The organism is Lactobacillus sp. wkB10 (assembly GCF_000760615.1).
GTDB classification, from domain to species: Bacteria; Bacillota; Bacilli; order Lactobacillales; family Lactobacillaceae; genus Lactobacillus; species Lactobacillus huangpiensis.
This window is the reverse complement of record NZ_JRJB01000008.1, coordinates 1-15290: the sequence shown is the minus strand read 5'-3', so window position 1 is coordinate 15290 and position 15290 is coordinate 1. Positions and strand designations below refer to the sequence as shown.

Genomic DNA, 15290 nt, shown 5'->3' with positions numbered 1-15290 from the left:
TTTTATTAGTTAATTAATAAATCCTACTAGCAATCCTGTGGGGCTTGCTAGTGGGATTTTTTGTTACAATTCATTTTTAGTTTATCTTGGTTAAGATTATTCACTAGAAAGGAACATTAGTGGAATATTTAAGTTTGTTGGGTATTGTTGTTATAGTGTTAGGGTTTGCCTTGGGGCTTGATACAATAGCTGTAGTCGTAATTTCTGCTTTAGTTACGGCATTAGTTTCAGGAATAGATTTTACCTCATTTTTGACAATTCTAGGTAAAGGATTTATGGATAACAGAATGGTTTCTCTTTTCTTTCTCACTTTACCAACTATTGGAATTTTAGAAAGACATGGTTTAAAACAAGCCGCTGTTAATTTAATTAAAAAAATGAAAAAACTGACACCTGGTCGTATATTCGATATTTATCAGGCCATTCGTGAAATTGCCGGTGCCTTTGGTATTTCATTACAAGGACACGTCCAGTTTATTGCGCCATTGATTAATCCAATGGCGCAAGCGGCCGGTAAGGTTAATAGCGAATTGACACCTCTAGAAGTAGACCAAATTAAAGGAAGAGCTGCTGCAACAGAAAATTTTGGTAATTTCTTTGCGCAAAACCTGTTTGTAGCTTCCTCAAGTGTTTTACTTATTGCAAGTACAATGAAATCGCTCGGTCATCCTGTAGATCCATCTGGAATAGTTTTATATACCTTCCCAGTTGCAATTATTAGCTATATTTTATGCTTGTTCTACAATCACGCATTTGACCAAAAGCTAATGAAGAAGAAAGAAAAATAGGAGAAATAATGGAAACTTTAATTAATAATATTTTACTTGCATTCTATATTTTAATTGGCCTTTTTTTCCTCGCTGCTGCTATTGAATCTTGGCGTGATCAATCTAATCCAGTCCGCTGGGGTACTGGAACGTTTTGGCTTTTGTTTGCTGTGCTTTTCTGTGCTGGACAGTGGTTGCCAAATGCAATTAATGGTGGCATTATCCTGATCATTGCTTTATTATCTTTGTTTAAACAAGTGCGTGTAGGACACATAAAGGATTTAGATGAAAAAGTTGCTCAAAAAACGGTTAAACGCATTGGCAACTGGATTTTCTTACCAAGTATACTGCTGGCAGTTTTAGCTTTGGTCATAGCCCAATTTACTGATTTAGGTGGTCAAGTAGGTATCGGTGTAGCAGCTATTGTTTCACTTGTTGTTGCACAAATTTTGACTAAATCGAATACCAAAGTAGTCTACGAAGATACACAAAGAATGGTGCGTTCTGTCGGCTCTGCCGGAATTTTACCACAATTACTCGCTACTTTGGGTGTGGTATTTACAGCTTCAGGTGTAGGACAAGTGACTGCCAAGGCTATTTCTGGTCTTTTTCCTATTGGAAACCACTTATTAGGAGTTGCGCTTTATTGTATTGCTATGGCATTATTTACAGCAATTATGGGTAATGCATTTGCTGCTTTTGCTGTTATTACAGCAGGGATTGGTATACCTTTCGTTGTGGCTCAAGGTGGTTCACCGATTGTAGTTGCGGCACTGGGAATGACATCTGGGTATTGTGGCACACTGCTTACTCCAATGGCAGCCAATTTCAATACTTTGCCAGTTGCATTAATGGAAATGAAAGATCAATTAGGTGTGATCAAACAACAATTTCCGATTGCAATTAGCATGTTGCTCATTCAAATTATTTTAATGTACTTTTTAGCTTTTTAGATAGTAAGGAGAAAATATAATGAAAATTCTTGTAACAGGTTTTGATCCCTTTGGCGAAGATAAGATTAATCCTGCAATTGAAGCAGTTAAAAGACTGGACAATGAAATTGCAGGTGCAAAAATCGTGAAACTTGAAATACCAACAGTTTTTGGTGACTGTGCAGAAGTGGTTCATGAGGCTATTCTTAAGGAAAAACCAGATTATGTTTTAAATATCGGTCAAGCTGGTGGTCGTTATGCTTTGACTCCAGAACGCGTAGCTATCAATTTTGATGATGGACGTATTGCTGATAATAAAGGCTATCAACCTATTGCTAGGCCTATTCATGAAGATGGTCAAAACGCATATTTTACACAACTTCCTGTTAAGGCCATGGCACGAGCAATTCGTGAAATTGGATTGCCAAGCTCTGTTTCAACAACTGCAGGAACTTTTGTCTGCAATCATATTATGTATCAAGTGCAGTATATGATTGATAAGGAATTTCATAATTTAAAAGCTGGATTTATGCATATTCCATATTTACCTGAGCAAGTTGTTGCTAAACCTGAAACTCCATGTCTTAATTTAACAGATGATGTTAGAGGCATTACTGCTGCAATTACCGCTATTGTGAAAATGGATGGCAAAAAGGATTTACAGAGTATTGAAGGTCACATTGCTTAAATTTTTTAAACAGAAAGCATTTATTGCAACTAAAAAGCATATTGTGAAAAGAGATCGTTTTACTTGCGGTCTTTTTTCTTTTAACAAGAAGTTTAGCGTATAATAATAACAGTAATGCAGAAAAGAAGGGGAATAATGGCGCAAACAAACCTGACTCCGATGATGGAGCAATATCACGAAATTAAAAAGCAATATCCCGATGCTTTCCTTTTTTATCGGGTAGGTGATTTTTACGAATTATTTGAAGATGATGCAATCAAAGGTGCTCAAATTTTAGAATTAACTTTGACTCACAGATCTAATAAAACCGAAAATCCTGTTCCAATGGCAGGAGTTCCGCATGTAGCGGTTCAATCCTATGTAGATACTTTGGTTGAAAAAGGCTACAAGGTAGCTTTGTGTGAACAGCTCGAAGATCCTAAACAAGCTAAAGGGATGGTTAAACGGGGTATAATTCAACTTGTGACTCCCGGAACCTTGATGAATGACAAACCTAGTGAAGCTAAAGAATCAAATTATCTTACATCGGTTGTGACTACCAAAAGCTGCTTTGGACTTGCATACAGTGACTTATCTACCGGTGAAATTTATGCCACACATTTAAAGAGTTTTGCTGCCGTTTCAAATGAGTTGCTTTCTCTGCGAACTCGCGAAGTTGTTTTTAATGGACATTTAAATGACAAAGATAGTGATTTTTTTCATAAAGCAAATATTACTATTTCAGAGCCAGTAGAACTGACTGGTAAGCATGCGGAGATTTCCTTTGCTGAACAAAATTTAACTAATTCTGCCGAAAAGGCAGCTGTTAGACAATTAGTAGGTTATTTATTGCAGACCCAGCGCCGAAGTTTAGCTCATTTGCAAGTAGCACAAAGTTATGAAGTCAATCAGTATTTACAAATGTCTCATACTGTGCGAGATAACTTAGAATTAACAGCATCTGCTAAAACAGGTAAGAAAATGGGTTCACTTTTTTGGGTTTTGGATAAAACTCACACTGCAATGGGCGGACGGCTGTTAAAACAATGGCTGGCTCGACCACTCTTGTCTGTTGAGCAGTTAAATAAACGGCAGGAAATGGTGCAAGCATTAATTGATGAATATTTTACTCGGGAAAATATTAAGGATGCTCTTAAAGGGGTTTATGACCTGGAACGCTTGACTGGGCGAATTGCTTTTGGCAGTGTCAATGCGCGAGAGTTATTGCAGTTGGCACATTCTCTCAATGCAGTACCAACAATTTTGGCTGAAATGCAAAAGGCGGATAATAAAAATTTGCAAAATTTTGCAAGACAAATTGATCCGTTAAAGGGTATTGCTAAATTAATTACTGATACTATTGTTGATCAGCCACCGGTTCTGACAACTGAGGGCGGGTTAATCAAAGATGGCGTTGATAATCAACTGGACCGTTACCGAGAAGCCATGAATAATGGTAAAAGATGGCTGACCGAAATGGAGCAAGATGAACGAACCAAAACAGGAATTGAAAATTTAAAAGTAGGCTACAACAAGGTTTTTGGATATTACATTCAAGTTACAAACTCGAATAAAAGCAAAGTACCTTTAGATCGTTATACCCGTAAACAAACTTTGACCAATGCTGAGCGATATATCACACCTGAACTTAAAGAGCATGAAAACCTTATTTTAGAAGCACAGACCAAATCGACGGATTTAGAATATGATTTGTTTGTGAAACTAAGAGAAGAAGTCAAAAAATACATTCCGGCATTGCAAAAGTTAGGTGGACAAGTAGCTAAACTTGACGTTTTTTGTGCTTTTGCACAAGTTGCCGAGGACAACAATTATTGTAGACCACAATTTCATACTGATAATCAGGATGTTAAGGTTATTATGGGAAGACACCCTGTAGTTGAACAAGTGATGAAGGCAGGGTCGTTTATTCCTAACGATGTAAAATTAACAGAAAATACAGACATTTTTCTGATAACCGGTCCTAATATGTCCGGAAAAAGCACTTATATGAGGCAGATGGCACTTATTGCTGTGATGGCTCAAATCGGGTCATTTGTGCCTGCCGATAGTGCAGATTTGCCTATTTTTGATCAAATTTTTACTCGTATTGGTGCAGCAGATGATTTGATTTCAGGACAAAGTACTTTTATGGTCGAAATGACTGAAGCCAACGACGCACTACAGCATGCAACCAAGCGGAGTCTAGTATTATTTGATGAAATTGGTCGAGGAACAGCAACCTATGACGGCATGGCTTTGGCTGGAGCAATTGTCCAGTATTTACATGATGAGGTTGGTGCTAAAGTTTTATTTGCGACTCACTTCCATGAGCTAACAGCAATGGAACAGACATTGCCTCATTTAAAGAATATTCATGTGGGAGCAACTGAAGAAAACGGCAAATTAATTTTTCTTCATAAAATTTTACCTGGACCTGCTGATCAAAGTTATGGTATTCACGTTGCTCAACTTGCCGGGTTGCCGAGAAAAGTATTACGAAAAGCTACCAAATTGCTTAATAGGCTTGAAGCTCAAGGAAGTAATTTAGGTCCGGCTTCTACGCAATTAGATTTGTTTAGTTCCGCAGCTGCAACAGAAGAATCTGAGTCTGTTGAAACACCTTCAGATTCTAAAGATGAATTGACTGATAAAGAAAAAGATATCTTAGATGAAATTTCTAATATTTATTTGGCTGATCAGACGCCACTGCAAGTGATGCAACTAGTCGAAAACTGGCAGGAAGATTTAAAGGATGAAAACTAGTCATGGCAAAAATACATGAGCTTTCGGCCAGTCTGTCTAATCAGATTGCAGCTGGAGAAGTAATTGAACGACCTGCCAGTGTGGTAAAAGAACTGGTTGAAAATGCAATTGATGCGGGCAGCGATAGAATTAGAATAGACTTTATTGATGCCGGATTGAAGCAAATTGTGGTTCAAGATAACGGCTCCGGAATTGATAACGATCAAATTGATCTTGCATTTACCAGGCATGCAACTAGCAAAATAGCAAACGAGCGTGATTTATTTAACGTTAACACATTGGGCTTTAGAGGCGAGGCCTTAGCTTCGATTGCTGCAGTAAGTCACGTTGAAATTTTAACTAATTCTTCTGGAGAAATAGGTACGCGTGCTGAGTTCTTAGGTGGAGTTAAGAAAATACAGGAAAATGCGGCTGCGAGAAAGGGCACACAGATTACTGTTAAAGACTTATTTTACAACACACCTGCGAGATTAAAATATTTACGTAGTCCGAGAACTGAAATTATGAAAATCGTTGATATTGTTAATCGGATTGCGTTAGGTTATCCCGAAATTGCATTTACGTTGATGAACGAAGGTCGAATATTATTAAGAACTGCCGGCAATAATAATTTGCGGCAAACAGTTTCTAGTGTTTATGGCAGAAATATTGCTGAAAAAATGCTGTCTTTTAACAGTAGTGATAATGACTTTGAAGTAAGCGGCTTAATTTCTAACCCTGAACTTACCAGATCTACACGTAATTTTATTTCCATTTTGCTTAATGGCCGTTACATTAGGAATTTCAAATTAGCCAGTGCAGTACTGGATGGCTATGGTAATAATCTTGCTGATAAACATTATCCTATAGCTGTTGTTAAGATAAAAACAGATCCGCTTTTGGTAGATGTTAATGTGCACCCCACAAAAAGAGAAGTACGTTTATCCAAAGAAACTGAATTAAGTCGTTTAATAACAAATGCAATCAGCAGTGTGCTCTTGAAGAATGAAAGAAAATATGATGCTATCAGCAATTTGAATAATGCTACAGAGGATACTTTAATTGATCAGTTAAAATTTAATTTAAATAAAAACGTGGTTGAAACTAAAAGACCTGAAACTCAAACTGACCAAATTAATGAAGCAGTACCTGAAAAAATTCAGCATATTCAACATACACAGTATGTGAATTTAGATACTCCACGAGATGATGATCGTTATCTGATTACTGCAACTTGGACAGATAATGTAAAAAAGCAATGTCAATTGACCCCTTTTACCAGTAAACAATCTAATAGCGGGATAATTTCTACGGGGGATGAATTACTGGCAAGTAGTTTACCCGAGCTAAGTTTTGTAGGTCAGACTAAAGTATATATTATAGCTGCAAGTAATGATGATCTATATTTAATTGATCAAGTTGCTGCCAGAAGACTGCTTTCTTTTAAAAAGATTATACTCGAATTGTCTAGTTCTAAAATCAGCCAGCAAGGTTTATTGAGTCCTTTAATTTTGGAATTTGGCAATCTGGATTTTTTACAGATAAAAGATAAGTTGGCAGATATTAAAAAAATTGGTATTTTCTTGGAAGATTTTGGACAAGATACCTTTATATTGAGGTCTTATCCCACTTGGTTGGGCGAAGACGTCGAACATTCCGTACGTACAATTTTAGACACCTTTTTGAACATAGATAACAGCAATTCTCAAAATTTAATTAAAAGGATAGCAGCAGATCAGGCTCAAAGGGAAGTTTCAGGACGTAAAAAACTGACTTCTGCAGATTGTGGCGAAATTTTGACAAATTTAAGGCAAGTTTCTGATCCATATCATGATGCAAAGGGCAATTTGGTAATTGTGCGACTGAAGAAGAATGATTTAAGCAAAATGTTTAAGAAAGATTAATAAAAATGTATGAATATTTGAATGGCATTATTGCAATAGTTAAGCCAGATTTTATAGTAGTTGACGTAAATGGAGTCGGCTACAAGGTTTTTAGTCCCTCACCATATGCATACCAAGAGGGACAAAAAGCTCGAGTTTTTATAGAACAAATTGTGCGAGATACTGGAGTTACCTTATATGGTTTCCAGACTGAAGATGATAAAGGATTGTTTTTAAAACTTTTAAGTGTCAGTGGTATCGGACCAAAGTCTGCTTTAGCAATTATGGCTGCTGAAGACAGTAATTCTCTAGCAGAAGCAATTGAACAGGGTGAGGTGAAATACCTAACTCGTTTTCCTGGTGTAGGCAAAAAAACGGCTTCACAAATTGTCCTTGATTTAAAAGGTAAATTAGGAGACTATGTCAAGAAAGCAAATAAAGAAGCTTTAGCAGAAATAACTCCAGAATTAAATGATGCATTATTGGCATTATTGGCATTAGGTTATACTAAAAAAGAAGTAGATAGGATTACACCGGCTTTAATAAAAGAGGAAAAGACAACAGCAGATCAGTACATTAAAAAAGGATTGGCTCTTCTCTTAAAGAAGTAAATCTTGTTATAATAAAATTAATGTTTTAAAGGGAAGTGAAACAGGTGGTAGAAGACGATAACAGTATTGTTTCTGGAGAGACTCAGGGACAAGAAGAAAAGCAAGCTGAGTTTCCTTTACGTCCTCAAACTTTAAAGGAATATTTAGGTCAAAATCGTGTCAAAAAAGAAATGGCAGTTTATATTAAAGCTGCTAAAAAAAGGGATGAGGCTCTTGATCATGTTCTGCTTTATGGCCCTCCGGGATTGGGTAAAACTACCTTAGCCTTTGTAATAGCGAATGAACTAGGTGTTCATTTAAAGAGCACTAGTGGTCCAGCCATTGAAAAAGCTGGTGATTTGGTTGCTTTATTAACCGATCTGGATCCTGGTGATATTTTATTTATTGATGAAATCCATCGTTTGGCAAAGCCAATTGAAGAAGTTCTTTACTCTGCTATGGAAGATTATTATGTTGATATCGTAATTGGTGAAGGCCAAACTACCCATGCAGTACATGTTCCATTGCCACCGTTTACTTTAGTTGGTGCAACTACTTTAGCCGGGCAATTATCTGCACCATTGCGTGGACGTTTTGGTATTGTTGAACATTTACAGTATTATACTGTGGAAGAATTAGAAAAAATCATTTCTCGTTCTAGCAAAGTTTTTAACATTCAAATTGACCCCCAGGCTGCACATGAATTAGCTCGCAGATCGAGAGGCACACCACGTGTAGCCAACCGTTTATTGAGAAGAGTGCGTGATTTTGCACAAGTTAAAGGAGAAGAAATAATTTCTTTTAAAACTACGACAGATTCTCTACGGCAATTACAAGTTGATGATGAAGGTCTTGATCAGACTGATCGTAAAATTTTGCGTGTAATTATTGAAAAATATCATGGTGGTCCTGTAGGAATTAGGACACTGGCTGCTAATACTGGTGAAGATGTAGAAACAATTCAATCTCTTTACGAACCCTATTTGATGCAGAATGGTTTTTTATTGATGACGCCAAGAGGAAGAATGGTCACAGAGAAGGCATACATTCATTTAGGCTTGCCCTTGCCAAACAAGTAATGCAAATGTTTGTTATTTTCTGTATAATAAATATTTAGACAATAATTAATTTTAATTTGAGGAGTGTAAAAGTGAATAATTTATTTTTAGCACAGGCTAATAATTCAGGTAGTACTATGTGGACAATCATTATCTTTGTTGTTTTGATTGCCTTAATGTATTTTACTATGATCAAACCCCAAAAAAAGCAGCAACAAAAGAAAATGGAAATGATGAATCAATTGAAGAAAGGTGACAGCGTCATCATGATTGATGGTCTTCACGGTAAAATTGATTCAGTTAATACCAAAGATAAAACTGTTGTACTTGACGCCGATGGGATTTATTTAACTTTTAGCAGAATGGCAGTACAGCAAATTTTGCCAAATAATACGACTAATGCTGAACCAGCTGCTACTTCTGAAAGTGCTGATAAAGCTGAAGAATCAGAGCAAAGTGAACCGACAACGGATCAGAAACCAGATAAGCCAGCGGAAAAGTCAACTGAAGAAAGACCAGCCAGTTCATCTGATGAAACACCTGACGATTCAAAATAAAAGTAGTTACTTAAGTGCCTTAATGGCACTTTTTTGTTACCTAAAATTAGCTTGCAAAAACAGCAAATATTGCTCAAAGCGCGAGTTTACCAGCAAAATAGTATAAAATAAAGCTAGTGTAAAAAGGTAACAGAAAGGATTTTTTCATGAATAACATTCCGGTAATTATGATTATCTTTGGTGGTAGTGGGGATTTAGCACATAGGAAGCTATATCCTGCACTGTTTAATTTATTTGAACAAGGGTTAATTCACGATAGTTTTGCTGTAATTAGCACGGCTCGTCGTCCCTGGTCACATGAATATCTGCGCGAACAAGTGAGCGACGCAGTGCATGAAACTAATAATGAAATAGATGAGAATGAATTAGAGGCATTTGCCAGCCATTTTTATTATCAGTCTCATGATGTGACAAATGTGGAACACTATGAAACCTTGAAAAATTTAGCGCAGGATCTTGATGATCGCTACAGTGCACAGGGAAATCGTATTTTCTATATGGCGATGGCTCCTAAATTCTTTGGTACTATTGCTGAACATATTAATGATCAACATTTAACTAGTTCGGGTTTTAATCGCATTGTTGTTGAAAAGCCTTTTGGTCGTGATCTTGCTACGGCAGAAGAGTTAAACAAGCAGATAACTGCATCTTTTGCTGAAGATGATATCTTTCGGATTGATCATTATTTAGGCAAGGAAATGATTCAGAACATTTTACCAATGAGGCTTACTAATCCATTGATTAAAAATATTTGGAATAATCATAATATTAAAAACGTTCAGGTCACTTTGGCTGAGCAACTTGGAGTTGAGGCTCGAGGTGGATATTACGAAACATCAGGAGCTTTGCGCGATATGGTACAGAATCATATATTCCAAATCATAACTTTACTTGCAATGCCAGAGCCTAAGGATTTGACTTCACAAAGTATCCACAAAGCAAAGCAAGAACTTCTTGATAGTATGATAATTCCCACAGAAGATGAAATTGCGCGGCATTTTGTGAGGGGACAATATCTTGGCAGCGATGTCACCTTTGGCTATCGTCAAGAGCCTAATGTTGCTGAGGATTCTCATACGGAAACCTATGTAGCAGGTGAAGTGAAGTTCAAAAAGGGACCATTGGCAGATTTACCAATTTATTTTAGAACTGGTAAAGAAATGAGAGAAAAGAAAAATAGGATTGACATTGTTTTAAAGCATATGTCGAATCAGTATGGCATGGCTCACTCAAATAATATTTCAATCATTATAGATCCGCAGATGCAGATTTTTATTACTATTAACGGTAAAAAAATCAATGGGACTGGAATCAGGCGTGAGAATTTAAGCTACGGACTTACAAGTGAAGAGCAAAAACAGGTGCCAGATGGTTATGAACGTTTACTGCATGATGTTTTTGTAAATGATTCAACTAATTTTACTCACTGGAGTGAACTAAAAAACTATTGGAAATTTATTGACCATGTTGAAGAAGCTTGGCAAAAAGAAAACGAACAGGGTCAAGAACCTGAACAATATTTGCCATACAGAATGGGTCCTAAATCAGCTGCTAAAATTTTTGAGTCACCGACAGAGCGTTGGATTTATGAGTAATTTTGACGATGGCCTTTTGCCTAAAAATAATACACATAGAAAAATTATTCATCTTGATATGGATGCTTTTTATGCATCTGTAGAAACACGCGATAATCCTGAATTAAAAAATAAAGCACTGGTAATTGGTCAAGATCCTAGAAATTATCACGGTCATGGTGTGGTTGCAACAGCTAATTATATTGCTCGTCAATACGGTGTGCACTCTGCTATGCCATCGATTAAGGCATTAAGACTGATACCGAAAAATAAATTGGTATTTTTGAGCCCAAATTTTACCAAATATCATAGTGTTTCTGCAGAAATACATCAGTTGATGCATGAAATTACTGATAACGTCCAATCTATCGCGCTTGATGAAGCGTATTTGGATGTAACTGAAAACAAATTAGGGATAACTTCTGCGTTGCAGATTGCAATTAATCTTCAGAAGAAAATAAAAAAAGAAGTTGGTCTTAACTGTTCTTTTGGCGTCACATATAACAAATTTTTAGCAAAAATGGGTTCTGAGTATTCGAAGCCATTCGGGCGCACTGTTATTTTGCCAGATGAAGCCAAAGAATTTTTAGCAAAACAAAAAATTGCTCAGTTTCATGGTATCGGTCCAAAAACTCAAGCAAAATTAGCAGAAATGGGCATTTTTACAGGTCATGGGTTGCAAAAAATGCATGTTCGTGATTTAATAAAACACTTCAACCGTATGGGATACTTAATGGCTGAACACGCCAACGGTATTGATTTATCACGAGTAATTCCTGATGATGAGCGTAATCGCAAATCTATTGGTATTGAACGATCCTATGAACCTAGTGTTTACAATGAGCAAACTGCACTGACAAATTTGCGTAATTATGTTAATGATCTGGCTGATAAGCTAATTGAACGAAATTTTTATGCCAATACTGTTGTTTTAAAAATTCGCAACAGTGATTTCAAGACCGTTACTAAAAGGCGTAAACTTGATCATGCTACTAATAATCCATTAGAGTTATACAATGTTGCTAAAGAACTTTTTGATCCTATTTCCAGTTCATTTTTAAATGATGGAATAAGACTTTTGGGTGTGACTGCTACAGATTTTACAGAAGCAGACTATGAAAATATGGATTTAGATTTGTTTACTCAATAAAAAGTTGTTATTAGGCTGGAATTTATATAAGTAACAAAGGAGTTTAGATATGAATACTTTTACCGAAATATATCAAAAAATCACACAATATGACACCATTATTTTACATAGACACACTAGTCCAGACCCAGACGCTTTAGGTTCTCAGGCAGGACTTGCACGTTCTTTAAAGCTGCAGTTTCCCAATAAGCGTATTTTATGCGCGGGTGAAAATGATGAAGGAGATCTAGCATGGATCAATCATATGGATCAAGTGACTGAACAGGATTATGAAGGAGCTCTTGTAATTACAACAGACACCGGAAATACAGCCCGTATTTCTAATAAATTATATAGCAAAGGTGATTTCTTAATAAAAATTGATCATCATCCCGATGTTGAACCATACGCTGATATGAGTTTTGTTGATGATCAGGCTCCTGCTGCTTCACAAATTGTAGCTGATTTTATTATTACTGAAAAAATGCCACTTACTGCAGAAGTTGCCTATCCCCTTTATGCTGGAATAGTGGGTGATACCGGTAGATTTATGTATCCTGAAACAACAGATCATACTTTTAAAATTGCGGCTAAATTGGCAGCGACCGGAATTAATATTAATGATATTGCGCGTAATATCAGTGATGTTACCTTCGAACAGGCAAAATTACAGGCCGAAGTTTTGGAGTATATGAAAGTCGATGCTAGTGGTGCAGCCTATGCAATTTTAACTCAAGATACTTTGCATAAATTGGGTGTAGATTCAGAACAAGCTTCATGTACTGTTTCTACTCCCGGTCGAATTAAGGATATCATTGCCTGGAATGTTTTTGTTGAAAAACCAGACGGTACATTCAGAGTCCATTATCGTTCAAAGGGACCAGTAATTAACGAATTAGCAGCAAAGCATGATGGAGGCGGTCACGCTTTAGCAAGTGGAGCTAACGCAAAAGACATGGCGGAAGTGAAACAAATTTTCGCAGAACTAGTTCAGGTAACCAAGGAATATCAAGAGGAACATGAATAATATTTTTGAAAATGAACAGATAAATCCAGCAATTAGACAGGGGTTAAAAAAGATTAATTTTGTTAAACCTACTGAAGTGCAGGAAAAAGTGATCCCTGTTTTAATGGCACACAAAAATGCTGTAGTGCAAGCAGTTACTGGTTCGGGTAAAACTCACGCCTTTTTGATTCCTGTTATGAATGAAATTGACGAGAATCTACAGTTTCCTCAGGCAATTTTGACTACGCCTAGTCGTGAACTTGCACAGCAATTGTATCAAGTAGCCCGTCAGTTAAGGGATGCTTCCAATCTAAACCTGTCTATTGCGTTATTAGCAGGTGGTACCGATCGTGAGCGACAAATTGAAAGTATTAGCAGACATAAACCGCAAATTATCATTGCTACTCCCGGCAGACTACATGATTTTGTTGAAAAAAAGATTTTGCCACTAGATTATGTCAAAAACTTTGTCATTGATGAGGCTGATATGACTCTGGACATGGGATTTTTAAGTGAAATCGATTTTATTGCACAAAGATTGTCTCAAAATTGTGTTTTAACTGCTTTTTCAGCCACAATTCCGGTTAAGTTGGCTAACTTTTTACGTAAATACATGGCAAAGCCTGAAACTATTATCATAGATAATCCTACCGTTATCTCTCCAACAGTGAAAAACGATTTGCTTGATATTGGCGCAAAAAGTCGCAAAAAAATACTCTATCAATTATTAACAATTGGTCAGCCGTATTTAGCACTAATTTTTGCTAACACAAAGCAAACTGTTGATGAACTAGCAGAATTTCTCATTAATCAAGGCTTAAAAGTGGCCAAAATTCATGGTGGAATTACTGAGCGCGAACGTAAAAGAACAATGCGTGAAGTAGAAGCCGGACAATACCAGTATGTAGTGGCAACTGATTTAGCTGCACGCGGCATCGATATTGAGGGTGTCAGCTTAGTTATTAATTATGAAATTCCCCGTGAATTAGAATTTGTGATTCATCGTATTGGTAGAACCGGCCGAAATGGGATGAGCGGTCATGCCATCACGTTAATTCGTGAAGAAGAAATGAATCAAATTCTTAAGCTGGAAAAAATGGGAATTCATTTTGATTTTGTCGAAATTAAAGATAGTTCTCTGGTACCGCGGACGCATTATCATAACCGCAAATTAAGACAATCAACTTCCCAAAGCCTTGATAATAAGGTAAGAGGAATGGTAAAAAAAGCGCAGAAAAAACGTAAACCTGGCTATAAGAAAAAGATTAAAAGAGCTATTAAGCAAGATAGAGCACAAAAAAATAGAATTGAACAACGCAGTAAAATTCGAAAAGCTAAACGACAAAGAAAAAATAGGCGTGATAGTCTAGATTAACTTAAAATAAAAATTATATTTAAATTATTCCTAGAAAGCCAACACACGATTTCACTTAGATGTTGGCTTTTTATTTTGCACACAAATTAAAGAATCTTGTAGTTTTAAGTTCTTTTTAGCATTTTAAAAATAAAATCATTTTTTTCCAAGATAATATTGCTTGTCGTTACTATTATTGATATACTTATAGCATTATAAGTAGGAGCATTTAATATGAGTTTAACAAAGACTGAACAAGTTCTCGTGTTAGAGCTATCAAAATATAATGTTTATAAGTACACAGTCACTAAATTTTGTAAGAAATTGAATATTAACCGTGGAGTTTTTTATAGAAAATACCGTAATATTTGTGATTTGTTTACTTCAGTTTTAGCTTTACAAACTAGACGGGCATTACGAAGTATTGACGGTGAAACGATGGATCGCATGTTTTACAGGATGCTGTCGAAAATAAAAGAAAATAAGATTTTCTATATTAATCTCAATAGAATTGCGCAAAACCCACAAGAATTTTATCGTGTTTTACGAAAAGAATATGCTATAGCCATAGAGAAGTATATGCGACCTAGAGGATCATTTTCGGTTCGTAAAGTTGAATTAGTAGCAAACGGAATTTATGCTATTGTTTTCAATTGGGTTGTAGATGAGTGTCGACTCGATATAAGGGACGTTTACCAAAGTATCCATTTATTATTGGTTCATATTGAGCAATCTATAAAAAAAGCTGAATGAACTTAAATTTTTTGTAAAAAAGACTTGCAAAAGGCAAAAATAATTGCTAGTATTAATAACTGTCGTCGGGCAATGAGCCGCAAGGCAGGAGGCCTAAGAGGCAGCGCAAAAAAACGAGCAAAAGCAGTTGACAAAAGCGAGCTGTTTTAGTAAGATAATAAACGCTGTCAGGGAAGACGGCGAAAAGATGCCAGAAAAAAGTGCTTGACAAAAGGGACTGAATCTGGGAAAATAAAAAAGCTGTTTTAAAGAAGCAGCAGGTAGTACCTTGAAAACTG

13 protein-coding genes are annotated in these 15290 nt (G+C 36.3%); all 13 read left to right on the top strand.

What is annotated here, in order from left to right; all coding sequences use genetic code 11:
* Positions 1-119 precede the first annotated feature (119 nt).
* The 13 genes from LACWKB10_RS06400 to LACWKB10_RS06340 all read left to right on the top strand — a co-directional run bounded on the left by LACWKB10_RS06400 (position 120) and on the right by LACWKB10_RS06340 (position 15012).
* On the top strand, positions 120-788 hold the full coding sequence (locus LACWKB10_RS06400) for a DUF969 domain-containing protein (protein ID WP_034980272.1): 669 nt from the start codon (positions 120-122) through the stop codon (positions 786-788).
* A gap of 8 nt (positions 789-796) precedes the next feature.
* The gene (locus LACWKB10_RS06395; protein ID WP_034980270.1) at positions 797-1720 is read left to right on the top strand and encodes a DUF979 domain-containing protein; all 924 of its coding nucleotides are present in this window, start codon (positions 797-799) and stop codon (positions 1718-1720) included.
* 19 nt (positions 1721-1739) lie between these two features.
* Positions 1740-2387, top strand: a complete 648-nt coding sequence (gene pcp / locus LACWKB10_RS06390) for a pyroglutamyl-peptidase I (RefSeq protein WP_034980268.1) — start codon at positions 1740-1742, stop codon at positions 2385-2387.
* A gap of 159 nt (positions 2388-2546) precedes the next feature.
* Entirely contained in the window at positions 2547-5129 is a 2583-nt protein-coding gene (mutS, locus tag LACWKB10_RS06385; protein WP_152560574.1) for a DNA mismatch repair protein MutS, read from the top strand.
* Positions 5130-5131: 2 nt separating this feature from the next.
* Entirely contained in the window at positions 5132-7012 is a 1881-nt protein-coding gene (mutL, locus tag LACWKB10_RS06380) for a DNA mismatch repair endonuclease MutL (protein WP_034980265.1), read from the top strand.
* 5 nt (positions 7013-7017) lie between these two features.
* Positions 7018-7602 carry a Holliday junction branch migration protein RuvA gene (gene ruvA / locus LACWKB10_RS06375; RefSeq protein ID WP_034980264.1) on the top strand — a complete coding sequence of 195 codons (585 nt, stop codon included), beginning with the start codon at positions 7018-7020 and terminating at the stop codon, positions 7600-7602.
* Between the two features lie 35 nt (positions 7603-7637).
* Positions 7638-8660 carry a Holliday junction branch migration DNA helicase RuvB gene (ruvB, locus tag LACWKB10_RS06370; RefSeq protein ID WP_369792489.1) on the top strand — a complete coding sequence of 341 codons (1023 nt, stop codon included), beginning with the start codon at positions 7638-7640 and terminating at the stop codon, positions 8658-8660.
* A gap of 71 nt (positions 8661-8731) precedes the next feature.
* Positions 8732-9196, top strand: a complete 465-nt coding sequence (yajC, locus tag LACWKB10_RS06365) for a preprotein translocase subunit YajC (protein WP_034980262.1) — start codon at positions 8732-8734, stop codon at positions 9194-9196.
* Between the two features lie 146 nt (positions 9197-9342).
* Positions 9343-10791, top strand: a complete 1449-nt coding sequence (gene zwf, locus LACWKB10_RS06360; RefSeq protein ID WP_034980261.1) for a glucose-6-phosphate dehydrogenase — start codon at positions 9343-9345, stop codon at positions 10789-10791.
* The gene (dinB, locus tag LACWKB10_RS06355; protein WP_034980260.1) at positions 10784-11920 is read left to right on the top strand and encodes a DNA polymerase IV; all 1137 of its coding nucleotides are present in this window, start codon (positions 10784-10786) and stop codon (positions 11918-11920) included. Before zwf ends, dinB begins: the two co-directional genes overlap by 8 nt.
* Positions 11921-11969: 49 nt before the next feature.
* A complete protein-coding gene (locus LACWKB10_RS06350) occupies positions 11970-12926 on the top strand; it encodes a bifunctional oligoribonuclease/PAP phosphatase NrnA (RefSeq protein WP_034980258.1) in 957 nt (318 codons plus the stop codon).
* The gene (locus LACWKB10_RS06345; RefSeq protein WP_034980255.1) at positions 12919-14280 is read left to right on the top strand and encodes a DEAD/DEAH box helicase; all 1362 of its coding nucleotides are present in this window, start codon (positions 12919-12921) and stop codon (positions 14278-14280) included. Before LACWKB10_RS06350 ends, LACWKB10_RS06345 begins: the two co-directional genes overlap by 8 nt.
* Positions 14281-14493: 213 nt before the next feature.
* The gene (locus LACWKB10_RS06340) at positions 14494-15012 is read left to right on the top strand and encodes a TetR/AcrR family transcriptional regulator (protein ID WP_034980251.1); all 519 of its coding nucleotides are present in this window, start codon (positions 14494-14496) and stop codon (positions 15010-15012) included.
* Positions 15013-15290 lie beyond the last annotated feature (278 nt).

What these genes read in the sequence shown, in the direction of transcription:
- LACWKB10_RS06395 (WP_034980270.1), top strand. Translation starts at nt 797, where the DNA reads ATGGAAACTTTAATTAATAATATTTTACTTGCATTCTATATTTTAATT.
- pcp (WP_034980268.1), top strand. Translation starts at nt 1,740, where the DNA reads ATGAAAATTCTTGTAACAGGTTTTGATCCCTTTGGCGAAGATAAGATT.
- mutS (WP_152560574.1), top strand. Translation starts at nt 2,547, where the DNA reads ATGATGGAGCAATATCACGAAATTAAAAAGCAATATCCCGATGCTTTC.
- mutL (WP_034980265.1), top strand. Translation starts at nt 5,132, where the DNA reads ATGGCAAAAATACATGAGCTTTCGGCCAGTCTGTCTAATCAGATTGCA.
- ruvA (WP_034980264.1), top strand. Translation starts at nt 7,018, where the DNA reads ATGTATGAATATTTGAATGGCATTATTGCAATAGTTAAGCCAGATTTT.
- zwf (WP_034980261.1), top strand. Translation starts at nt 9,343, where the DNA reads ATGAATAACATTCCGGTAATTATGATTATCTTTGGTGGTAGTGGGGAT.
- dinB (WP_034980260.1), top strand. Translation starts at nt 10,784, where the DNA reads ATGAGTAATTTTGACGATGGCCTTTTGCCTAAAAATAATACACATAGA.
- LACWKB10_RS06350 (WP_034980258.1), top strand. Translation starts at nt 11,970, where the DNA reads ATGAATACTTTTACCGAAATATATCAAAAAATCACACAATATGACACC.
- LACWKB10_RS06345 (WP_034980255.1), top strand. Translation starts at nt 12,919, where the DNA reads ATGAATAATATTTTTGAAAATGAACAGATAAATCCAGCAATTAGACAG.
- LACWKB10_RS06340 (WP_034980251.1), top strand. Translation starts at nt 14,494, where the DNA reads ATGAGTTTAACAAAGACTGAACAAGTTCTCGTGTTAGAGCTATCAAAA.